A 21,485-nucleotide genomic window follows, 5' to 3' on the forward strand; every position below is an offset into this window, starting at 1 on the left:
CCGGTTATCGGGATAAGAATCTTTTTTGTGTTCCGATTGCCATCAGAATGCCAAAACCTGCCATCAATGTCACCATTGACGTACCGCCAAAACTAACCAGTGGCAGTGGCACTCCTACTACGGGCAGTAAGCCTGACACCATACCCATATTTACAAACACGTAAACAAAGAAGGTCAGGGTTATCGAACCCGCCAGTAACTTACTGTAGGCGTCCTGAGCACGGTTGGCAATGATCAGGCCGCGAATAATGATAAACAGGTAAATTGCGAGTAATCCGATGACGCCGGTCAGACCGAATTCTTCACTGAAAACCGCAAAGATAAAATCGGTGTGACGTTCCGGCAGAAACTCAAGCTGTGACTGGGTTCCCTGCAACCAGCCTTTGCCCTGAAGGCCGCCGGAACCAATGGCAATTTTAGACTGGATAATATGATAACCGGCGCCCAGAGGATCGGATTCAGGATTTAAAAACGTGATTACCCGCTGTTTCTGATATTCCTGCATCAGAAAAAACCACATTACCGGTGCAAACGCACCGCCCATGGCGGCAACAATGCCAATAAGACGCCAGCTCATGCCTGCCAGAAAAATAGCAAAAATTCCCGAACTGGCAATAAGTAGCGACGTCCCTAAATCCGGCTGTTTAGCGATGAGGATTGTGGGTACGATAACCAGAGTGAAGCCAATGCCTATCTGAATAAGACGGGGGGGCAGGGTAAACTTACTGATATACCAGGCCACCATCATGGGCACCGCAAGCTTCATCAGTTCCGATGGCTGAAAACGAACAAATTTAAGATCAAGCCAGCGCTGGGCACCTTTACCCACGTCGCCGAATAAAAGTACAGCAATCAGCATCAGTAAGCCGGCAATGTAAGCATAAGTGGATAACCGCCGGTAGGCCATAGGTGGTACCTGCGCCATGACGCACATTACACCCATGGCAATACCGAGACGGGCGAACTGCCGTTCCATCTGGCCGGGATCCTGACCGGAGGCCGAATAAAGGGTATACAGGCCGACCACCATTAAAACCAGCAATCCCAGCAACAGCCAGCCGTCAATATGAAGCCGTTCGAGCAGAGTAGACTGATTTTGTTTTATCGTTGTACGTTTCATTCAGCCTGTTCCTTTGATGCTTGCTCCGGCGGCACATAATCAGGCTGCATAAAGTCCCTTTCGCGGAAGAAAAAATCCATAACCTGACGGGCTACCGGCGCGGCATTGGAACTGCCGCCTCCGGCATTTTCAACCACAACCGCCACAGAGACTTCAGGTTGCTCATAAGGGGCGAAGGCTACATACATGGCATTATCACGAAGATGTTCAGAAACCTCTTCTTCGTTGTAGGACTCGTTCTGGCCTACTGAAAAAAGTTGTGCAGTACCGGATTTACCCCCGGACTGGTAAGGGGCATCAGAGAATGACTTGCGGCCTGTACCTTCATCGGAATGATTAACATCGTGCATGGCACTGAGCATTAAATCCCAGTTTTTCCTTTCTTTCACCATAATCGGACGCATGGTTTTTAAAGGCTCCTGCGAGACCTCGCCGTTTTCACTCATGAATCCCATCATAATTTGCGGAACAAACCGTTCGCCGTGGTTTATCAGTGTATTTATTGCCTGATTCAGTTGGATCGGTGTCGCTGTCCAGTAACTCTGGCCAATACCCACAGGAATCGTATCGCCGATGTACCAGGGCTGATTGAAACGGGCACGTTTCCAGCCGCGGCTTGGCATATTGGCGTCAGATTCTTCGTATAAGTCTACGCCGGTGTAATCACCGAAACCGAATTCAGACATCGCATCACTGATCCGATCGATACCGAGCTTGTAGGCAAGGTCATAGTAGAAAGTATCGCAGGACATCATAATGGCCCGTTCAACATTCACTTTCCCGTGCCCCCATTTTTTCCAGTCACGCCACACATGGCTGACGTTGGGGAGCTTGTAACGTCCGGTGTCATTGATAGTGGTCTTTGGTGTAATGACACCGTCCTCAAGGCCCACCAGACCAAGCAGTGGCTTGATAGTGGAAGCCGGCGGATATTGTCCCTGCGTAGCGCGGTTAATCAGAGGCCGGTCAGGGGAATTCAGTAAGGCACTGTAGTTTTTGCTGCTGATCCCGTGGACAAACAGGTTAGGGTCGTAACTCGGGCTGGAATACATGGCCAGTACACCGCCGGTATCAGGCGCCGAAACGACCACCGTACCCCGCTTACCATCCAGCGCTTTTTTTGCAGCCAGCTGCAGGGCAAGATCAATATTCAGCACAATGTCTTTACCGGGCACCGGCGGATCAACACTCAACGTACGGATTATCCGTCCCTGACTGTTAACTTCTACCTGCTGATAACCGACCTGGCCGTGTAATTCTTCTTCATGGTACTTTTCGATACCCAGTTTACCGATGTCGTAGGTAGCTGCGTAGTTATCTTCCTGACCGGCTTCCTGCAATTTCTGTAAATCTTTCTTATTAATTTTTGCTACGTAACCAAGTACGTGAGTAAGCGTTTCACCGTAGGGATAGTAGCGCGAAAGACGGGCTTCTACAGAAACACCCGGAAAACGGTGTTGCTGGGCAGAAAACAATGCCACTTCTTCTTCATTTAGCTGGGTACGCAGAGCAATGGGCTTAAACCGTCGTTGCCCGCGGTATATTTTTAGAAAATTGTCCCTTTCTTCCTGCGTGATCCCCATGAGTGCAGACAGGCTGTCAAGGGTGTCGTCCAGACTGTCGACTTCTTCAGGAATGACTTCCAGGCTGAATACCGGCCGGTTTTCAGCCAGCAAAATACCGTTGCGGTCGTAAATCAATCCCCGGTTGGGCGCAATGGGCAGAACCTTTATGCGGTTACCGTTGGAGCGGGTCTGATAAGCATCGTGCTGTTCCACTTGCAGTACGTAGAGGTTACTCACCACGATACCGAGCATGGCAAACACAATAAGCAGTGAAACAGCGGCGCGGCGGGCAAACAGGTTCGCTTCCGCTGTATGGTCACGAATCGCCTGACGTTTACGGGCCATGACTATTCCCGGTGATACGGATGGTTCTGGGTAACAGACCAGGCGCGATACAAGCTTTCCGCCACAATGATGCGCACCAGAGGGTGGGGTAATGTCAGATTGGAAAGTGACCAGCGCTGTTCCGATGCGGCAATACACTCAGGAGCGAGTCCTTCCGGGCCTCCGATGAGTAAACTTACGTCACGCCCGTCCATCTTCCAGGCATCGAGTTGTCTGGCAAGTTGAGGGGTATCCCATGGCTTACCGGTGACTTCCAGTGTGACGATGCGGTTTCCCTTCGGGATTGCCGCCAGCGTTGCTTCTCCTTCCTTATGAAGGATGCGCGGGATATCTGCATTTTTACCACGCTTTCCCGCGGCAATTTCAGTAAAGCTGACAGGCATGTCAGCGGGAAAACGGCGCACAAACTCATCAACACCTCTGGCAACCCAGTCAGGCATTTTAGTTCCTACCGCAACGATTTGAATTTTCACCGTTTTACAACTTCCCGGTTGAGCGATTTGAAGTGATAAGTCTTGCCGGAACGCCGCTGACAGTCAACGCCGTGGCATACTGATGGCTGATGTTCAGCCCCAGAGCTTTTCAAGCTGGTAGAAATCTCTCGCTTCATCCTGCATGACGTGCACGATGATGTCACCGAGATCAACAAGAACCCATTCACCGGTCTCTTTGCCTTCAATGCTCAGAGGCGGATGTCCGGCCTGTTTCATTTCTACATGCAGATTATCCGCGATAGACACCACGTGTCGCTTGGAATTACCCGAGCAGATAATCATCAGGTCAGTAATTGTCGACTTACCTTTTACGTCCAGTTGAATGACATCACGGGCTTTCATGTCGTCGATTTTATCTAACACGAATTGTTTGAACTGGTTACTGTCCAAAAGTTCTCCTCAAATACACAAAAAATTAACGTATAACATTTTAACTATAGCGAATTTTACCGCAATTCCCACACCGGTGTCAGTGCAGGTCCGGCATCAAAGTTAATCCGTTAAGCTCTATGCCCATGAACAACATACAAAGGTGTGCAAGCTTGATATAAGGCCTTTCCACCGTATTTTGTTTAAAAGCAAAGTCGGCCTGTTCCAGCGCCTCTCTGATATGGTCAAGGTGGGCAGCGCTCAGCCGGTTCAGTGCCGACTGATAACAGCCCTGACGATTTTTCCAGATCGCGAACTTCATCCACTGGACAGGTTGTCCGGACGATCTGACTTCGTGTAACTGGCTTAAGGTCTGCCATTCACGAATAAATGCCCAGATCAGGATATTAGGTTCAATGCCCTCACTTTCCAGACGGTACAACATGCGGATACAGCGCTGCCGGTCTCCGTTCAGCATGACATCTACCAGCTGAAATACATTGAATCTGGAATGATCGACAATGGCCGCTTCTACCTGTTCAGGTGTAATGGCCTGTCCGGCATAAACCAGCGATAACTTCTGGATTTCCTGATGAGCGGCCAGCATATTGCCCTCACACATATCTGCAATCATGCGGACACAGGCTGCATCGCCGTTAAGTCCGGCTTTTTGCATAGTCTGCTGGATCCATGTGTGAAGATTATTACCTTCCAGTGCATAGCAAATGGAATGAATGCCGGTATCGTCAAGAACCTTGAACCATTTGGCTTTTTGTACATCTTTGCCAATACGGGGACCGTGGATCAGTAACAGAATGTCGTTACCCAGATTCGCTGCTACTGATTGCAGGGTCTGACTACCCTCAGTACCGGGTTTTCCGGTAGGTAGCTCCAGTTCAATAATCTGTTGCGAAGCAAATAAAGACAAAGATTGAGTGGCCTCAATTAACTGACTCCAGTTAAAACCGCTGTCGGCAACAAATACTGTCCGCTCAGTGAAGCCCTGAGCTCTGGCTTTTTCCCGCACCGCTTCGATCATGGAAAATTTTTGCTGTGGCTCATCACCAAACAGCAAATAACAAGGCTTGAGGCCTTTATCTAGTTCCGCTTCAAAACGGTTTGGATAGATTTGCATGGCAGTTGTTTATTCCGCCACTGCCTGAGAAGACTGGCTGGCTATACGACGGATAATTTTGTCTGCCGCTTCATCCCGCATTTCGCTGAGAACCAGTTCCAGCTCCCGCGATTTTGCCAGCACCTGTTCAGGATCATCCTGGTAATCCCGCAATACTTCAAAATACGCGGGCAGGGGAGCCTTGTCAGGGAAGGTCACTGTATAACGGACACCGTAAATCAGCTCGTATTCAGCTACCTGACCGGTAGAAAACACGGACAATAAACGCCGTTCCAGTTGCTCCGGCTGAATGTTGATCAGAACCGACATGTCCGGAGACGGGCTGTCTGCCAGTGTACCGCCGTGGAGGTCATACACTGCCAGTTTTTTCTTCAACGCTCTGGCCAGTGGCGCATGGGCCTGCGCAGACGTTACCGCAACGTAATTAACTGATGGCGGCAACGCTTCATTACCGCGCAGATGAAAGCCGCAACCGGTAAGCACCAGTGCGGCTGCGCCTGCTGTTAACAGCCGGAAGAACGTCTTCATCAGTTAGCTACAATGTTAACCAGCTTACCGGGTACTACGATGATTTTGCGCACCGTTTTACCTTCGATAAACTGTTGAACATTGGCCTGGGCAAGGGCATCTGCTTCGACGGCTTCTTTTGCCGCATCTGCTGCCACGGTCATTTTAGCGCGCACTTTACCGTTAACTTGCACTACAATCAGCTTCTCATCTTCTACCAGGGCAGCAGGATCAGCTACCGGCCAGCCGGCATATTCTACAGGTGTATCATGGCCAAGTGCCTGCCACAGGTGATGACAGATATGCGGCGTGATGGGGTTTAGCAAACGCAGCACGCCTTCGACTGCTTCACGCATAATAGCGTGGTCAGTTTCAGACTCCTGAGGTGCCTTTTGCAAATGATTCAGTAATTCCATTACCGCAGCTACGGCAGTGTTGAAGGTCTGACGACGACCCAGGTCATCACTGACCTTGGCAATTGTCTTATGCACTTCACGACGTAACGCTTGCTGATCTTTATTCAGTGCTTTTGCATCAACCTTGCCCGGAGTGCCGGAAACTTCAATGTGCTCACTGACCAGTTTCCAGATACGTTTCAGGAAGCGGTTTGCCCCTTCCACGCCGGAATCAACCCATTCAAGGGTTTGCTCAGGTGGCGCGGCGAACATTGTAAACAGGCGTACAGTATCTGCACCGTACTGATCGATAACCGCCTGAGGATCGATACCATTATTTTTCGACTTTGACATTTTAGTCATGCCGCCGTGTTCTACCGGCGTACCGTCGCTGGTCAGCCAGGCTTTCGTGATTCGGCCTTTATCATCTTTCTCGGTGGAAACAGCCAGCGGCGAATACCAGGTTTTCTTACCGTTTTCATCTTCACTGAAATAGGAATCTGCCAGCACCATACCCTGACATAACAGGCGCTTAAACGGCTCATCTGACTCTACCAGACCTTCATCACGCAGCAGTTTGTGGAAGAAGCGGGAGTAGAGCAGGTGAAGAATGGCGTGTTCAATACCGCCGATGTACTGATCTACCGGCAGCCAGTAATTCGCCTGAGTTGGATCAAGCATGGCATCGCCATTTTGTGCGCAGCTGTAACGGGCATAATACCAGGATGATTCCATAAAGGTATCGAAGGTGTCGGTCTCACGCAGGGCCGGTTCACCGTTAAAGGTCGTTTTTGCCCATTCAGGATCAGCTTTGATTGGCGAAGTTACACCATTCATTTCTACGTCTTCCGGTAACACCACCGGTAATTCACTGGCGGGAACCGGCACAGACTCGCCGTTTTCCAGATTCAGCATTGGAATAGGAGCGCCCCAGTAACGCTGACGGCTTACGCCCCAGTCACGAAGACGGTAATTAACTTTCTTAGTACCCACACCTGCGGCAGATAATTTTTCTGCTATTGCATTGAAGGCGGCGTCGAAGGTTAAGCCATCAAACTCACCGGAATTAATTAAGGTGCCTTTTTCAGTGTACGCAGACGCAGTTAAGTCACAGGTTTCACTGTTACTATCTGCAGGTGTAATGACCTGTTTAACCGGCAGATTGTATTTGGTAGCAAATTCCCAGTCACGCTGGTCATGGCCGGGAACGGCCATCACAGCACCGGAGCCATAGCCCATCAATACGAAATTGGCAGCCCAAACCGGTACTTCCTCGCCGGTGAGCGGGTGAATCGCTGTTAATCCGGTATCACACCCTTTCTTTTCCATGGTGGCCAGTTCTGCTTCAGCCACTTTCGTGTTCTTACATTCTTCGATAAAGGTTGCAAGAGCAGGGTTATGTGTGGCAGCAAATTCTGCCACAGGATGCTGGGCAGCAACGCCCAGGTATGTAACACCAAAGAATGTATCAGGGCGTGTGGTGTAAACGGTCAGGGTTTCCACTTCACCGGCAGGTGTTTTCAGTTTGAAGGTAATATCTACACCTTCTGAACGGCCAATCCAGTTTGCCTGCATGGCGCGAACCTGATCAGGCCAGTCTTCCAGCTGATCCAGGTCAGATAATAATTCTTCAGCGTAGTCAGTAATTTTAATAAACCACTGAGGGATTTCTTTTTGTTCTACCAGAGCACCTGAACGCCAGCCACGACCGTCGATAACCTGTTCGTTGGCCAGTACTGTCTGGTCCACCGGATCCCAGTTAACGGTGGCGTTTTTCTTATAAACCAGCCCTTTTTCGTACAGGCGGGTGAAAAACCACTGCTCCCAGCGATAATAGTCAGGTTTACAGGTAGCGACTTCGCGATCCCAGTCATAACCGAAACCCAGCGACTTCAACTGGCCTTTCATATATTCAATGTTTGAATAGGTCCAGTTTGCCGGAGCCGTATTGTTATTGATGGCTGCGTTCTCAGCAGGTAACCCGAATGCGTCCCAACCCATTGGCTGCAGAACATTTTTACCCTGCATGCGCTGAAAACGGCTGATTACGTCACCGATGGTGTAGTTACGTACGTGTCCCATATGGAGACGGCCGCTGGGGTAAGGGAACATTGAAAGGCAGTAGAATTTTTCTTTAGACGCGTCTTCTTCTGCTTTGAAAGACTGATTGGATTCCCAGTACTGCTGGACATCCTGCTCGATTTGTTTCGGGTTGTACTGATTTTCGGCCATCGTGAATAAGGCTTCCGCGTTGGTATTAATTACTTCGTGATTAGCCGCATAGAATACCCCGGCGCGCAGTGCACTCACAATAGGCGGGGGCTACTTTTATCCTTATCTGACGGGATTTTAGTCAGTTTTGGCAGTGGTTAAAAAATCTGCCAGCGCTTTAAGTTGTAATCCCTGGACATGGTCGACAACAGGCGCGAGGTCTTTGTATCCGCTTTCGCTGTATCCCTGAACGTGATACCGAAGCGATATTCTTGTATCTGCGCCGGTTTGTTCCAGTTGCCAGTTCAGAGCGCCGGTCATGCCCATAGCTTGTAACGGCCCCAGTCCGCCGGTCATTACCAGTTGCTTTGCAGGGTCAACAAAACTTATCCGCATGTGTTCAGCACTTCGTTCACCGGCACGTTCGCAAAAACAACCGCCGGCACGGGCATCAATACTGAAGGTGCCCGTCCACCATGAGTGCTCTTTGGGCCACCACCGGTCGACATCGTTTACCAGCGCTTGCCAGACAGTGTCAGCCGCTGCGTTCACGGAAACGGTATTAAGAACAATAAAGCCGCCGTTACCACTGCTTTCCACTTTGGCGGAGGTGTTAAAGGATAAAATTAAACTCAGGAAGGTGAGTGCAGCTGTGGTTTTAGTCATGGACGCTCATAATCCTTAAAATTTTGCTGACAATACGGTTAATAATGCCCATTAAACCGTAATGTGGTGCTTTTTGATACAATTTATCAAAACAAGTGGAGAAAAATGGCTGATACAGCCTTTTTTTGGTTTGACAGTGGGAATTTTTCGCGTTTCACTTAATCTTATCTCCACAAAATCAAACCTGCCGGCTAACGGAGCAGTTTGATGATATAAGGTAAACAGGCAGTTATGACCGACCTTTCCGTTCTGCGCGCTAAATATGCTTTATCTCCCGCAGCACTGACACCGTCACTGAACCGGCGGCAGATAAACCAGGCTTTAAAAGATGAGGAAGCCGTTAACGCAACCTTTATTGGCCAGGAGCGTGCCCGTGAAGCATTGTCATTCGGCCTGGGCGTTCGCAACCGCGGATATAACCTCTATGTGATGGGGGAGCCGGCCACCGGGCGGTTCTCGCTGGTAAAAGATTACATTGAGCGTCAGGTAGCATCATTGCCATCACCGGAAGACTGGGTCTATCTGAATAACTTTGATGAAGAACGTGAACCCTTTGTTCTGCGCATGGCGCCGGGTGAAGGTAAAGATTTGGTTAAAGATATAAACGGTCTGATTGATGACTTGCTTGATACATTTCCGGCAGCTTTTGACAACCCGGGTTATCAGCGTCAGAAATCAGCCATTTCCAGAGAATTTGAGCGCCGTTATGATGAAGCCATTGATGCAGTGGAACGCTACGCGCAGGCTCATGATGTAGCCCTTTATGACGAATCTAACGCCATTACCTTCGCCCCGATAGTAAGCGGTAAACCCGTTACCGATGAAGAATTTGCCGTACTCGATGATGACAAGCGTCAGTATTTTTATGACTTGATTGCTGAACTTGAAAACCGTCTCAGTGAAAGTTTACTCGGGTTGCCGGTATGGAAACGTGAAAGTTCTGAGCGTATCAGGCAACTGAATAAGAAAACCGCAGAGCAGGGGATCAGACCCTTACTCAAAGTACTGGAACATAAATATGCCGGCCATCTCGGCGTATTGAAAACGCTGCGGCGCATGCGTTCCCATCTGGTAGACACCATCGTGTCACTGCTGGCAGAGGAGTCAAAAGAGGATAAGCCCGACGAACTCGACAGACGGCTTTATCTGGAAGAACTTTATTTGCCTAATGTGCTGGTGGGTCATCAGTTACAGGACGGCGCGCCGGTGGTGTATGAGCCGAACCCTACTTATCAGAACCTGTTTGGTAAAATTGAGTACACTAACCTGCACGGCAGTGTGTATACCAATTACAGAATGATAAGAGCAGGGGCTTTGCACCGTGCTAACGGTGGCTATCTGTTACTGGATGTTGATCAGGTCATAGAGCAGCCCTTTGTGTGGGATGCACTGAAACTGGCGATAAAATCAGGCTCATTGAAAATGGATCTTCCCCAGCAGGATGTGGGTATGGTGAACGCCATCACATTGAACCCGCAACCGGTAGACCTTGATGTGAAAGTGATACTGCTGGGCTCACGTGATCTCTATTATACCCTGCAGGATTATGATGATGAATTTGACGAACTGTTCAGAGTGCTGGTGGATTTCGATTACGAAATACCGGTAACCCGTCAGTCTACTTTTGATTTTACGGGTAAGGTGCGTCATCACCTCAGTGAATGCGGCCTGAGCGGGATTTCCTCTAAAGCCATGCAGCGGCTGGTGGAATATTCCCTGCGAATGGCGGAACATCAGCAAAAATTCTCAGCCCATTTTGCCGAAGTCATAGAGCTTATCAATGAGGCCCGGTATTTTGCGGCTCAGCAGCAAAGCACGCATCTTGAACTGGAGCACATTGAAATTGCACTGAGTGCGAAAAAACGCCGCACCGGCCGGGTGAGTCATGCACTGCTAAACGACATTAAAGAAGGTCATGTCCTAATCGCTACCGAAGGTAAGTCAGTAGGTACCGTTAATGGCCTGACCGTACTGGAAGTCGGGGGGACAGCATTCGGTACGCCGGCCCGCATTACCTCTACGGTGTATGCCGGTGCAAACGGCGTGGTGGATATTGAACGGGAAGTTGAACTGGGGCAACCCATTCACTCTAAAGGGGTTATGCTGTTAACCGGTTATCTTGGAAACAAATATGCCCAGCATTTCCCGTTGACCTTGTCAGCCAATATAGCGCTTGAACAATCCTACGGACACATTGATGGTGACAGTGCCTCGCTGGCAGAACTTATTGCACTGATATCTGCATTGACGGAAATTCCGGCTACCCAGTCTCTGGCAGTAACCGGCTCGATTAACCAGTACGGTGAGGTACAGGCAGTAGGCGGCGTGAACGAAAAAATTGAAGGCTTTTTCGATTTATGTCAGCACCGCGGGCTTACTGGTAATCAGGGTGTGATTATCCCCAAATCCAATGCCATTAACCTTGTACTGGATAAAGCAGTTATTGATGCAGTGAAAAAAGGGCTTTTCCATATTTACACTGCTGAAACCGTGGATGATGCCATTTCACTGTTGATGGAAAAAGAAGCCGGCAATATGACGTCCCGCGGGCGTTATCCGAAAAATTCGGTGAACTATCATGCCGTGAACCGCCTTTATAACATTGCACTCATTGTTAACGGAGGCGACGATGAATAAACACATAATAAGAAAACGTCAGAAGGTGGCAGAAAAGATGAAAAAGTTATCTACGGGGAGTTTATTTGCGGGGAGTGTAATTACCGGAATGGTAACGGGTAGAAAACTAACAGCTTTAGTTGCCCTGACGCTATTCAGCACGGGCGCATTCAGTTCACCTGAAACTACGGAGTTATCTCTGCAGGAAGCTGAGCGGTTGTCAGAGATGCCGCTGCATTGTGTAACAACAGAGTACCCGAACAAGTTAAATCAAACATTATTCGGTCCACAGGACTTGCAGGGGCCGGCTGCACTGCACCCCGCCTTTTACGGGTGTTTTGACTGGCACTCCAGCGTACACGGTCACTGGATGCTGGTAAATCTGCTCCGCCATTTTCCTGATCTTGCCAAAGCGACAGAAATTAAAGCAAAGCTTAAGGAAAACCTGACCGCAGATAAAATTCTTCAGGAAGTGGCATATTTTGAAAAACCACAAAATGCCAGTTTTGAGCGCACTTATGGCTGGGCCTGGTTACTGGCTCTGGCCGCAGAACTGAAGCTGTGGGATGAACCCCTGGCTGCTGAATTGAGTCAGAACCTGTCTCCCCTGACGGAACTGATTGTTGGCAAATATCATCAGTTCTTACCAAAACTGGTGTATCCGGTCCGCACCGGCGAGCATCCGAATACGGCTTTCGGAATGTCGATGGCACTGGATTATGCACGGATTGCTGATGACAAAGCATTACAGACGCTTATTACGGAGCGGGCTGTGCACTGGTTTGGCGGCGATAAACAGTGTCCGCTCTCATGGGAGCCAAACGGCTTCGATTTTCTTTCCCCTTGTTTTGAAGAACTGGATCTGATGCGAAAAGTGATGGATAAAAAGTCCTTTATGCACTGGGCGAAAGGTTTTCTGCCGGCGTTAGACAATGCTGACTTTCACATTGAAGTGGCACGGGTAAGTGACCGGACTGACGGTAAACTGGTGCATCTGGACGGGCTTAATTTCAGCCGTGCCTGGGTGATGTATGGCCTTGCAGCAGAATATCCCGATGAATTTGGTCATCTGCGGGCGCTGGCAGACACGCACGTGGCCCATTCATTGCCCGCCATCGTTGATGAAAATTATGAAGGTACACACTGGCTGGGCAGCTTTGCTGTTTATGCGTTACAACAACGTGCCCGCGCCACAGAGTAAATCATTTATTTAGGCGGCATACGGAGTGCGCCATCAAGACGGATGGTCTCACCGTTTATATAGGTGTTAAGTGCAATATGCGCCACCAGTGCTGCAAATTCCTCTGGCAGACCAAGTCGTTTAGGGAAGGGCACATTGGCGCTCAATGCTGCCTGAACGTGCTCCGGCATGGCCAGTAACATGGGAGTGCCCATTACGCCGGGCGCAATTGCATTAACACGGATCCCCACAGCGGCCAGGTCCCTGGCCATGGGCAGTGTCATACCGATAATGCCCGCCTTACTGGCCGCGTAGGCGGTCTGTCCGGTCTGCCCCTCGTAGCCGGCAATGGATGCAGTATTAATGATGACACCCCGTTCACCGTTTTCATCTGCTTGCTGTGCGGCCATGGTCTGAGCAGCAAGCCGGCTCACGTTGAAGGTACCGTTAAGATTGATATCGGTTACTTTACGGAACTGATCAAAAGAGGCAGCATTGCCTGTTTTATCAAGCGTTCTTGCAGCCGGTGCGATTCCAGCGCAGGAAACACAAAGGTTAATACGTCCGGCTTTCTCCCGGAAAGCTTGCAATGCGTCAGAAACCTCGTCTTCACTGCAAACATCGACGGGGTAGAAATGTGCATTTCCACCTGCCTCACGGACAGCCTTTTCCCCTTTTTCACGGTCTATATCAAAAAGAGCAACGGTCGCGCCACGCTGCAACAGATGCTGCGCGGTAGCAAAACCCAGTCCTGAACTGCCACCGGTAATGACGGCTGTGATGGAGGAAAGCGGAAGTGTGGTTTGTTCTGACATCATTCTCTGCCCGTTATCAGGTTTACGTTAACGTAAGTGTAACGTGGCAGAGTTTGTTAACAAAGTGATTACATAAAAGAAGATGTAAAAAGACTTTATTGTTTTGGCAACTGAATTTTACGCTCTTCGGAAGGGCGGAAGATAATCAGTGTGTGTCCGATGGACTGTACTTTTACAGATTCGGTTTCCCGCACAATAGCATCCATGATCAGTGTTTTTTCTTCACGATCATCGGTAGGCACCTTCACTTTAATCAGTTCGTGGTGTGCCAGTGCGCTGTCAATTTCAGATACAACACCCTCTGTGAGGCCGTTAGCACCTAATTGCACAACGGGTTTCAAAGAGTGGGCCAGGCCCTTAAGGAATTGTTTCTGTTTATTGGAAAGTTTCATTTCGTCGTTTTTCTTTACTATTGATAAATTTGTTTAACCTAAACGCCGGGCCACGTGGTCACTGACTGAACGTAAAACCATTTATTTTAAGTTAATGCCTTGAAATGCCATATTCTAACGCCATCTTCGTTACAATCCTAACGACATTATGTGTGAATGACAAAAAAGTCGCATGATGCCACCAATTATATAAGCAATACTGAACAGAACTACACACTTGCACGTAAAACGTTACAAGGCGTTAATTTACGTGGTAACGGGAACGTGTATTGGTGGCTACGGTCTATAATTTGTAGTAGGCTGTAATTTGACGAAGTAAGGATCGCATTTCGTACGGAAACAATGGGAGCGGAGCATGTTCCGGACGCCGGTTTCACCATAGTGAGCGGTAAATGAACATGTTGGCAGTAAATTGTCATCAATCCCGGATGTTCCGGTATTTTTAGAGGTTAGTAGCTTGAGCGATATGGCAAAAAATTTAATCTTATGGTTGGTTATCGCCGTTGTGTTGATGTCGGTGTTCCAGAGCTTTTCACCTGGTGAATCGACACGTGCACAAACGGATTACACAACATTCCTGAAAGAAGCGAATCAGGGCAATGTCCGCGAAGTTCGCATTGACAGTGAGTCCCGCGAAATCCGCGGCACGAAACGTAACGGCGAAACATTCGTTACCTATATTCCCTATTTTGATGATCAGCTCATTTCAGATTTGGTGAAGAAGGATGTACGTGTATTAGGTGAGCCGCCTGAGAAGCCGTCTATCCTGACGTCTATCTTCATTTCATGGTTCCCCATGCTGCTGTTAATTGCAGTCTGGATTTTCTTCATGCGTCAAATGCAGGGTGGCGGTGGCCGCGGAGCCATGTCTTTCGGCAAAAGCAAAGCCCGTTTGCTGGGTGAAGATCAGATTAAAACCACTTTCGCCGACGTTGCCGGTTGTGACGAAGCGAAAGAGGACGTAGTAGAACTGGTAGACTTCCTGCGCGATCCTTCAAAGTTCCAGAAGCTTGGCGGTAAGATTCCTAAAGGCGTTCTGATGGTGGGTCCGCCGGGTACAGGTAAAACATTGCTGGCTAAAGCCATTGCCGGTGAAGCAAAAGTACCGTTCTTTACTATTTCAGGTTCCGACTTTGTTGAAATGTTTGTGGGTGTGGGTGCATCCCGTGTCCGTGACATGTTCGAGCAAGCCAAAAAGGCTGCGCCTTGCATTATCTTTATCGATGAGATCGATGCAGTAGGTCGTCAGCGTGGTGCTGGTCTTGGCGGTGGTCACGATGAACGTGAACAGACACTTAACCAGATGCTGGTAGAAATGGATGGTTTTGAAGGTCACGAAGGTATTATCGTTATCGCAGCGACTAACCGTCCAGATGTCCTTGACCCGGCACTGTTACGTCCCGGCCGTTTCGACCGTCAGGTTATTGTAGGTCTGCCTGATATCCGTGGCCGTGAGCAAATCCTGAAAGTCCACATGCGCAAAGTACCGGTTGGTGACAACGTGGAAGCTTCTGTAATTGCCCGTGGTACACCCGGCTTCTCCGGTGCTGACCTTGCGAACCTGGTTAACGAAGCTGCTCTGTTCGCCGCCCGTGCTAACAAACGCCTTGTGTCGATGGAAGAGTTCGATAAAGCCAAAGACAAGATCATGATGGGTGCTGAGCGTAAGTCCATGGTGATGTCGGAAAACGAGAAAGCCATGACAGCGTATCACGAGGCCGGTCACGCAATCGTTGGCCGTCTTGTTCCTGAACATGATCCGGTTTACAAAGTGTCGATCATTCCCCGTGGTCGTGCACTGGGTGTTACCATGTATCTGCCGGAGCAGGATCGTGTGAGCCATTCCAAGCAACATCTTGAAAGTATGATTTCAAGTCTGTTTGGTGGCCGTATTGCTGAACAAATCATTTACGGCGACGACATGGTGACCACCGGCGCTTCTAATGACATTGAACGTGCAACTGAGATCGCCCGTAAGATGGTCACGCAGTGGGGCCTGTCGAGTAAAATGGGTCCGATGTTGTACGCAGAAGACGAAGGCGAAGTGTTCCTGGGCAAATCCATGTCTAAAGCTTCGCACATGTCTGACGATACTGCCCGCGCCATCGATGCAGAGATTAAATCTTTTATCGATGCAAACTATGATCGTGCTTATAAAATTCTTGAAGAGAATATTGATATTCTGCATTCGATGAAAGATGCTCTGATGAAGTACGAGACCATTGATGCGAAGCAAATTGACGATCTGATGGCACGCCGTGATGTGCGTCCGCCTGCGGACTGGGACGATCGTGCGCCGAAAGGTGGAGACAATCCTCCCGGCGGCAAGCCGGCCCGTGAGGGCGAAATTACCGACGATGGTTTGGATAAGCCACCGGTAGGTAAACCCGGCGACCTTCCGGGCTAAAATCTCCAGGCGCCAGTTTCAACTGGCGCTTTTTGTTTGTGCTTTATAAAGCCAGCTTTCCTCTCCATATTCATAAAGACAGATATACGTTATGCATTTCAAACATACCGAAATCGACCTCAATCAGGCCCGCGTTATGGGTATACTCAATGTCACACCGGATTCCTTCTCAGACGGCGGAGCCCACAATACGGTAGTTAAAGCCGTTGAACATGCCATGCGGATGGTAGAGGCCGGCGCGACATTTATTGACATAGGCGGTGAATCGACACGCCCGGGGGCGCCGGAAGTGTCTGAACAGGAAGAGTTAGACCGCGTGGTGCCGGTGGTAGAGAAACTGGCCGGTCTGGAAGGCGTAGTACTCTCTGTGGACACCAGTAAGGCCACTGTAATGCGGGAAAGCGTGAAGGCCGGAGCGGGTTTAATTAATGATGTCCGCGCCTTGCAGGAACCGGGGGCACTGGAGGCCGCAGCAGAAGCAAAGGTACCTGTGTGTCTGATGCACATGAAAGGTCAGCCGCGAACCATGCAAGCGAGCCCTGAGTATGATGATGTCGCAGACGAAGTGATTAATTTTTTGCTGTCACGCATAGATGCCTGTAAGCATGCCGGTATTGATGACAGCAGCATTCTTCTGGATCCGGGCTTTGGTTTTGGAAAGAGCCTCGACCACAATTATCAACTGCTGGTTGAAATGAGAAGGGTGCAACATCTCGGTTATCCGCTACTGGTTGGTATGTCGAGAAAATCTATGATTGGCCAACTGCTGGATAAACCTGTATCAGAGCGGCTGGCGGGCAGCATTGCCCTTGCCACTATTGCGGCGCAAATGGGCGCAAAAGTGATCCGTGTTCACGATGTGGCAGAAACAATGGATGCGATGAAAATCGTGAATAAGATTCAACAAATAAAAGACAATATTCAAGGAGCCTGAAATGGGTCAGCGCAAGTATTTTGGTACAGACGGCATCAGAGGGAAAGTAGGTGAAAGCGCTATTAATCCCGAGTTTGTCACCAAGTTGGGCTGGGCAGCCGGTAAAGTGCTGGCAGGCCATGGTACAAATAAAGTACTGATAGGGAAAGATACGCGGATTTCAGGTTATATGCTTGAGTCTGCGCTGGAAGCAGGCTTGTCCGCAGCCGGTATTAATATCGGTTTGTTAGGTCCGATGCCCACACCGGCGATTGCTTATCTTACTAAAACATTTCGCTCAGAAGCCGGTATTGTGATTTCTGCGTCTCATAATCCTTATTATGATAATGGCATTAAGTTCTTTTCATCCGATGGTTTCAAACTGGATGACGATATCGAAATTGCCATTGAGTCCATGCTTGATAAGCCAATGACATGCGTTGCTTCCAATAAGTTGGGTAAGGCAACCCGTATCAACGACGCAGCCGGACGTTATATTGAGTTCTGTAAAGGCACGTTCCCGTCAGATCTGTCGTTAAAAGGCATGAAGATTGTTGTCGACTGTGCCCACGGTGCGACGTATCACATAGCACCGAATGTGTTGTCAGAACTTGGTGCAGAAGTTATCGAAATCGGTACTAAGCCGGACGGCCTGAACATTAACGACAAAGTCGGTGCTACTTCAATGAACGCCATCGTGGAAAAAGTGCTTGAGACAGGCGCTGACATGGGGTTTGCTCTGGACGGTGACGGCGACCGAATTATGCTGGTTGATCACCTGGGGAACGTGCTGGATGGTGATCAGATTTTATATATTATCGCCCGCGATGCGCTTAAATCCGGTCGTTTATCCGGTGGTGTAGTGGGTACACTCATGAGCAATCTGGGTCTGGAAGTGGCTTTGGGCAAATTATCCATTCCGTTCGCCCGCAGTGCTGTAGGTGACCGTTACGTAATGGAGTTACTGCAGCAGAAAGGCTGGGCTATCGGTGGTGAAAATAGTGGTCACGTGCTGAACTTAAATGTGGCATCTACCGGAGACGGTATCGTCGCCGGTCTTCAGGTCATCACTGCCATGTTACGTTCGGGCATGGATTTGCACGATTTAAGCGGCGGGTTTGATAAATTTCCGCAAAAACTGATTAATGTCCGTTATGATGAGTCCTCAGATAATCCGTTGGCCATGTCTGCTGTTACAGATACAGTGAAAGAAGCTGAAAGTTCACTGGGTAAAACAGGGCGGGTATTGCTGCGTAAAAGCGGTACAGAACCGTTGATCCGGGTGATGGTAGAATCCGACGATGAAATGCAGTCTCTGAAATGGGCTGAGTTTATCGCCGATGCTGTACGCAAAGTGGCCAATTGATTGATTCGTCATAAATATTATCATTTTTAGGCTTGTATAATAGGGCGGATATCGTTAATATCACGCCCGCTTCAGGTCAGGGCAGGGATAAATTGTGGATACAGTGAGTCGTAAGCTTCTGGTTGCCGGAAACTGGAAGATGAACGGAAGTCGTTCATTGGTAGAAGAATTTGCAGCGTCTTTTGACAGGACTGCAGCAGAAAATATTGATGTTGTGATTTGTCCGCCATCAATTCTTATTCCAGCTTTCTCAGGTAAAGGTATCGCCACCGGTGCTCAGGATGTGAGTGCATGTGATAATGGTGCACATACCGGCGATTTATCCGTCACAATGCTGAAAGAGTTTGACTGCAAATATTGTATTGTCGGGCATTCAGAGCGTCGTGATGACCATGGTGAATCCAGTCAACTGGTTGCTGAAAAAGCCCTGAAGCTGATTGAAGCAGGAATTACACCGGTAATTTGTTGTGGCGAACCTCTTTCAGTAAGAGAAGCCGGACAAGTTAACGAGTTTGTTGAAGCACAGTTGAAAGCCGTATTCGATTTGATTCCGGTCTCTTCACTGAAAAATGCCGTTATAGCTTATGAGCCAATCTGGGCAATCGGTACGGGTGTTACAGCGTCGCCGCAGGAAGCTCAGGATGTTCATAAATTCATTCGTGAGTTCATTGCTTCATATGACGGTTCACTTGCTGCTTCAATGCAGATATTATACGGCGGCAGTGTGAAGCCGGATAACGCAAAAGAATTGTTCGGCCAGCCTGATATTGATGGCGGCTTAATTGGCGGAGCAAGTCTTAAAGCGTCAGATTTTAACGCAATCTGCCAGGCGGCAAATTGACGAGGTAATTATGTTATACGAAGTGCTTTTAGTCGCTTATTTGATTGTAGCGTTGATGCTTATTGGTTTTGTACTTATCCAGCAGGGTAAAGGTGCAAACATGGGCGCTTCGTTTGGTAGCGGTGGTTCTAATACCGTATTCGGTTCTTCGGGTTCTGGTAATTTTATGACCAAAACCACGTCTGTACTGGCTACCTTATTTTTTGTATTGAGTTTATTCTTAGGTAACATCACAGCGAACACAGAAAAAGCCGAAGACGGCTGGCAGGATCTTGAAGTTCCTGTAGAGCAACAGGAATTACCTGCTGCTGATGATGTTCCTGCTGCAGATGCATCTGATGTTCCGGTTTCTGACGTACCGGCAACAGATTCAGCAGAAGGTGATATTCCTAACTAAAAGTTTTGCGGAAGTGGTGGAATTGGTAGACACGCCATCTTGAGGGGGTGGTGACTTCGGTCGTGCGGGTTCAAGTCCCGCTTTCCGCACCAAACTGAAAGCCCCGGCTTAAACGCCGGGGCTTTTTTTATGTCTGTAATATTTGTCCTTCTTTGCGGTTAGCCGGAGGTAACACTCAGCGGACAGTGCGGCTTTTCATATTTGCCCTTAACATTCTGGCATCATTCTGGCTTCATCCCTTGTAACTGTATTTATTAGTCAACAGAAAGGGAAAACTATGGATATTCTTCGCATATTACTGTCAATTTTACTGCCTCCGCTGGGTGTATTTTTACAGGTTGGCATCGGGGTGCAGTTCTGGATTAATATTCTGCTGACGTTACTGGGTTACATCCCTGGAATCGTTCACGCAGTGTATATCATCGCAACCCGTTAAGTTCAGACTGTTGCGGCTGCATTCACGGCAGCCGTAACATCTTTCCTGTCTTTTTCGCAATGCAGATGTAGGGCTGCAAGGTCATTGACAGCCTCAACCTGCTTTTGAATTGTCCCTTTGTATTCTTCCGGCAACTTTTCTTTCAATGTTTTGAGACAGCCAAGGAGATGCAACATTACATCCACGTGAGATGAGCCCGCCTGCCTTATCTGGTCAAATGCAGTGTTAAGAACAGACTCAAAGGTGTAAGTCCTTCGTTGCATCCACACGTCGACATGACTGTTCATCACCGTGTCACAGGGAAATTCACATTCGGACATCAGTAAGCAAACGGCTGTGAGACGGTCTGCACAGGTCATTGCTGTTATCGGATCATTGATGCCGGGTGACAGAGCTCTGAGTGCCACTTCCACGAGTTGCGTTAATGAAAATTCCGGGTCCTGCAATGATGTTCTGCGCTTACCCGGCACAAAACACGAAAGATAAAAATCACGGCTGTCGTTGCTAAGCTTTTCACTGCTGTGCACAGTGATAATTGTTTCACCGGGTACCACATAATCACCGGCACGAACATACACTTTCACGCCGTCAATACCGTCACCGGACAACAAGCTGAGATAGTCTATGGTTTGGATATACCCGGCTTTGTCCAGCGAGAGATGCGTAGTGACAGGACTATCGTTGATCAGGGCCGGTGCAAGGCGATGGTGGCCCTTCTCCTCGTCGGTCAGTGCAAATAAATTTTTCAGATTGTCAGTGCACTCGCGGTAACAGCGGTTAATGATTTCATCCACCTGAATAAATCTGGCGATATGGTGAATGTAATAAATTAATACCAGAGTGTCAGCAATACCGATGGCAAGGACAATCAGCGAGAGTACTGAAGATATAACCAAATCGGTGTCACTGACACTGATGCGGTGGAGTGCGCTTAAGCAAAATATAAAGGTGGAGGTGAGGATCCCCAGTACGCACTGGGTACCGCGGTCGTCCATAAATGTCTGCAGCAGTCTGGGCCCGAACTGAGAAGATGCCATGGTCAGAGCGACCAGTGTCATTGAGAACGCTATGCTCGTGGCAGTAATGATAGACGTTGCAATTGCAGAGATAAGATCACTGGCTTCTTCGGCAGGTACCGGAGGGATAAGGTTTTTGAATACCGCTTCAGACACTACCTCCGGCGTATAGTAAATCAGAGTGTAACCCAGCAAAAATGCAGTAAACATCATGCATACTGGTATAAACCAGTAACTGGCACGTATTCCTTCCCATCTTGCTCTGGCAAAGCTGGTGACAGGTTTTATCATAGTCAGGC

General features: G+C 48.9%; 19 protein-coding genes and 1 tRNA gene. 9 read left to right on the forward strand and 11 right to left on the reverse strand.

From position 1 onward, the window contains the following. Window positions 1-4: 4 nt before the first annotated feature. The 8 genes from rodA to ACXAGR_RS19310 all read right to left on the reverse strand — a co-directional run bounded on the left by rodA (window position 5) and on the right by ACXAGR_RS19310 (window position 8,807). Window positions 5-1,120, reverse strand: coding sequence for a rod shape-determining protein RodA (gene rodA / locus ACXAGR_RS19275; RefSeq protein WP_119501118.1), 1,116 nt, complete (start codon window positions 1,118-1,120; stop codon window positions 5-7). Further along, on the reverse strand, window positions 1,117-3,030 hold the full coding sequence (gene mrdA / locus ACXAGR_RS19280) for a penicillin-binding protein 2 (RefSeq protein ID WP_119501119.1): 1,914 nt from the start codon (window positions 3,028-3,030) through the stop codon (window positions 1,117-1,119). Before mrdA ends, rodA begins: the two co-directional genes overlap by 4 nt. A gap of 2 nt (window positions 3,031-3,032) precedes the next feature. Then, window positions 3,033-3,503 carry a 23S rRNA (pseudouridine(1915)-N(3))-methyltransferase RlmH gene (gene rlmH / locus ACXAGR_RS19285; protein WP_474852002.1) on the reverse strand — a complete coding sequence of 157 codons (471 nt, stop codon included), beginning with the start codon at window positions 3,501-3,503 and terminating at the stop codon, window positions 3,033-3,035. A 93-nt stretch (window positions 3,504-3,596) separates the two neighbouring features. Then, window positions 3,597-3,914 (reverse strand): ribosome silencing factor, encoded by a 318-nt coding sequence (rsfS, locus tag ACXAGR_RS19290; RefSeq protein WP_119501121.1) that lies wholly within the window; start codon window positions 3,912-3,914, stop codon window positions 3,597-3,599. Between the two features lie 79 nt (window positions 3,915-3,993). Beyond that, the gene (gene holA / locus ACXAGR_RS19295) at window positions 3,994-5,028 is read right to left on the reverse strand and encodes a DNA polymerase III subunit delta (protein ID WP_474852004.1); all 1,035 of its coding nucleotides are present in this window, start codon (window positions 5,026-5,028) and stop codon (window positions 3,994-3,996) included. Window positions 5,029-5,037: 9 nt separating this feature from the next. Beyond that, the gene (locus ACXAGR_RS19300) at window positions 5,038-5,556 is read right to left on the reverse strand and encodes an LPS-assembly lipoprotein LptE (RefSeq protein ID WP_119501123.1); all 519 of its coding nucleotides are present in this window, start codon (window positions 5,554-5,556) and stop codon (window positions 5,038-5,040) included. Then, window positions 5,556-8,162, reverse strand: coding sequence for a leucine--tRNA ligase (gene leuS, locus ACXAGR_RS19305; RefSeq protein WP_474852154.1), 2,607 nt, complete (start codon window positions 8,160-8,162; stop codon window positions 5,556-5,558). The genes ACXAGR_RS19300 and leuS overlap by 1 nt, the downstream gene beginning before the upstream one ends. A 117-nt stretch (window positions 8,163-8,279) precedes the next feature. Further along, window positions 8,280-8,807: an SRPBCC family protein gene (locus ACXAGR_RS19310; protein ID WP_474852006.1), complete on the reverse strand. Its 528-nt coding sequence runs from the start codon at window positions 8,805-8,807 to the stop codon at window positions 8,280-8,282. Window positions 8,808-9,038: 231 nt separating this feature from the next. Between ACXAGR_RS19310 and ACXAGR_RS19315 the strand changes: the two genes are divergently transcribed. Both ACXAGR_RS19315 and ACXAGR_RS19320 read left to right on the forward strand, forming a co-directional pair. After that, window positions 9,039-11,444: a Lon protease family protein gene (locus ACXAGR_RS19315; protein ID WP_474852008.1), complete on the forward strand. Its 2,406-nt coding sequence runs from the start codon at window positions 9,039-9,041 to the stop codon at window positions 11,442-11,444. Continuing rightward, the gene (locus tag ACXAGR_RS19320) at window positions 11,437-12,624 is read left to right on the forward strand and encodes a DUF2891 domain-containing protein (RefSeq protein ID WP_474852010.1); all 1,188 of its coding nucleotides are present in this window, start codon (window positions 11,437-11,439) and stop codon (window positions 12,622-12,624) included. The genes ACXAGR_RS19315 and ACXAGR_RS19320 overlap by 8 nt, the downstream gene beginning before the upstream one ends. Before the next feature lie 5 nt (window positions 12,625-12,629). On the opposite strand, the gene ACXAGR_RS19325 is transcribed toward ACXAGR_RS19320, so the two are convergent. Both ACXAGR_RS19325 and yhbY read right to left on the reverse strand, forming a co-directional pair. Beyond that, window positions 12,630-13,421, reverse strand: a complete 792-nt coding sequence (locus ACXAGR_RS19325) for an SDR family NAD(P)-dependent oxidoreductase (RefSeq protein ID WP_474852012.1) — start codon at window positions 13,419-13,421, stop codon at window positions 12,630-12,632. Between the two features lie 92 nt (window positions 13,422-13,513). Beyond that, window positions 13,514-13,810, reverse strand: a complete 297-nt coding sequence (gene yhbY, locus ACXAGR_RS19330) for a ribosome assembly RNA-binding protein YhbY (RefSeq protein ID WP_119501126.1) — start codon at window positions 13,808-13,810, stop codon at window positions 13,514-13,516. Between the two features lie 457 nt (window positions 13,811-14,267). Here yhbY and ftsH point away from each other — a divergent pair, with 457 nt between their 5' ends. The 7 genes from ftsH (at window position 14,268) to ACXAGR_RS19365 (ending at window position 20,170) form a co-directional block, all read left to right on the forward strand. Beyond that, on the forward strand, window positions 14,268-16,217 hold the full coding sequence (gene ftsH, locus ACXAGR_RS19335; RefSeq protein WP_119501127.1) for an ATP-dependent zinc metalloprotease FtsH: 1,950 nt from the start codon (window positions 14,268-14,270) through the stop codon (window positions 16,215-16,217). A gap of 91 nt (window positions 16,218-16,308) precedes the next feature. After that, window positions 16,309-17,151, forward strand: coding sequence for a dihydropteroate synthase (gene folP / locus ACXAGR_RS19340; RefSeq protein WP_474852014.1), 843 nt, complete (start codon window positions 16,309-16,311; stop codon window positions 17,149-17,151). A 1-nt stretch (window position 17,152) separates the two neighbouring features. Continuing rightward, on the forward strand, window positions 17,153-18,496 hold the full coding sequence (glmM, locus tag ACXAGR_RS19345; RefSeq protein ID WP_474852016.1) for a phosphoglucosamine mutase: 1,344 nt from the start codon (window positions 17,153-17,155) through the stop codon (window positions 18,494-18,496). Between the two features lie 94 nt (window positions 18,497-18,590). Next, on the forward strand, window positions 18,591-19,337 hold the full coding sequence (tpiA, locus tag ACXAGR_RS19350; RefSeq protein WP_474845790.1) for a triose-phosphate isomerase: 747 nt from the start codon (window positions 18,591-18,593) through the stop codon (window positions 19,335-19,337). 10 nt (window positions 19,338-19,347) lie between these two features. Further along, window positions 19,348-19,734, forward strand: a complete 387-nt coding sequence (gene secG / locus ACXAGR_RS19355; protein ID WP_119501131.1) for a preprotein translocase subunit SecG — start codon at window positions 19,348-19,350, stop codon at window positions 19,732-19,734. A gap of 7 nt (window positions 19,735-19,741) precedes the next feature. Beyond that, window positions 19,742-19,826: transfer RNA gene (locus ACXAGR_RS19360), tRNA-Leu, on the forward strand. A gap of 185 nt (window positions 19,827-20,011) precedes the next feature. Beyond that, window positions 20,012-20,170, forward strand: coding sequence for a YqaE/Pmp3 family membrane protein (locus ACXAGR_RS19365; RefSeq protein WP_119501215.1), 159 nt, complete (start codon window positions 20,012-20,014; stop codon window positions 20,168-20,170). Window positions 20,171-20,172: 2 nt separating this feature from the next. On the opposite strand, the gene ACXAGR_RS19370 is transcribed toward ACXAGR_RS19365, so the two are convergent. Then, window positions 20,173-21,477 carry a DUF2254 domain-containing protein gene (locus ACXAGR_RS19370; protein WP_474852018.1) on the reverse strand — a complete coding sequence of 435 codons (1,305 nt, stop codon included), beginning with the start codon at window positions 21,475-21,477 and terminating at the stop codon, window positions 20,173-20,175. Between the last annotated feature and the right edge of the window lie 8 nt (window positions 21,478-21,485).

The sequence above is a fragment of the Alteromonas sp. ABH4_457 genome, from assembly GCF_056160625.1.

What these genes read in the sequence shown, in the direction of transcription:
- rodA (WP_119501118.1), bottom strand. Translation starts at nt 1,120, where the DNA reads ATGAAACGTACAACGATAAAACAAAATCAGTCTACTCTGCTCGAACGG.
- mrdA (WP_119501119.1), bottom strand. Translation starts at nt 3,030, where the DNA reads ATGGCCCGTAAACGTCAGGCGATTCGTGACCATACAGCGGAAGCGAAC.
- holA (WP_474852004.1), bottom strand. Translation starts at nt 5,028, where the DNA reads ATGCAAATCTATCCAAACCGTTTTGAAGCGGAACTAGATAAAGGCCTC.
- ACXAGR_RS19300 (WP_119501123.1), bottom strand. Translation starts at nt 5,556, where the DNA reads ATGAAGACGTTCTTCCGGCTGTTAACAGCAGGCGCAGCCGCACTGGTG.
- leuS (WP_474852154.1), bottom strand. Translation starts at nt 8,162, where the DNA reads ATGGCCGAAAATCAGTACAACCCGAAACAAATCGAGCAGGATGTCCAG.
- ACXAGR_RS19310 (WP_474852006.1), bottom strand. Translation starts at nt 8,807, where the DNA reads ATGACTAAAACCACAGCTGCACTCACCTTCCTGAGTTTAATTTTATCC.
- ACXAGR_RS19315 (WP_474852008.1), top strand. Translation starts at nt 9,039, where the DNA reads ATGACCGACCTTTCCGTTCTGCGCGCTAAATATGCTTTATCTCCCGCA.
- ACXAGR_RS19320 (WP_474852010.1), top strand. Translation starts at nt 11,437, where the DNA reads ATGAATAAACACATAATAAGAAAACGTCAGAAGGTGGCAGAAAAGATG.
- ACXAGR_RS19325 (WP_474852012.1), bottom strand. Translation starts at nt 13,421, where the DNA reads ATGATGTCAGAACAAACCACACTTCCGCTTTCCTCCATCACAGCCGTC.
- yhbY (WP_119501126.1), bottom strand. Translation starts at nt 13,810, where the DNA reads ATGAAACTTTCCAATAAACAGAAACAATTCCTTAAGGGCCTGGCCCAC.
- folP (WP_474852014.1), top strand. Translation starts at nt 16,309, where the DNA reads ATGCATTTCAAACATACCGAAATCGACCTCAATCAGGCCCGCGTTATG.
- glmM (WP_474852016.1), top strand. Translation starts at nt 17,153, where the DNA reads ATGGGTCAGCGCAAGTATTTTGGTACAGACGGCATCAGAGGGAAAGTA.
- secG (WP_119501131.1), top strand. Translation starts at nt 19,348, where the DNA reads ATGTTATACGAAGTGCTTTTAGTCGCTTATTTGATTGTAGCGTTGATG.
- ACXAGR_RS19365 (WP_119501215.1), top strand. Translation starts at nt 20,012, where the DNA reads ATGGATATTCTTCGCATATTACTGTCAATTTTACTGCCTCCGCTGGGT.
- ACXAGR_RS19370 (WP_474852018.1), bottom strand. Translation starts at nt 21,477, where the DNA reads ATGATAAAACCTGTCACCAGCTTTGCCAGAGCAAGATGGGAAGGAATA.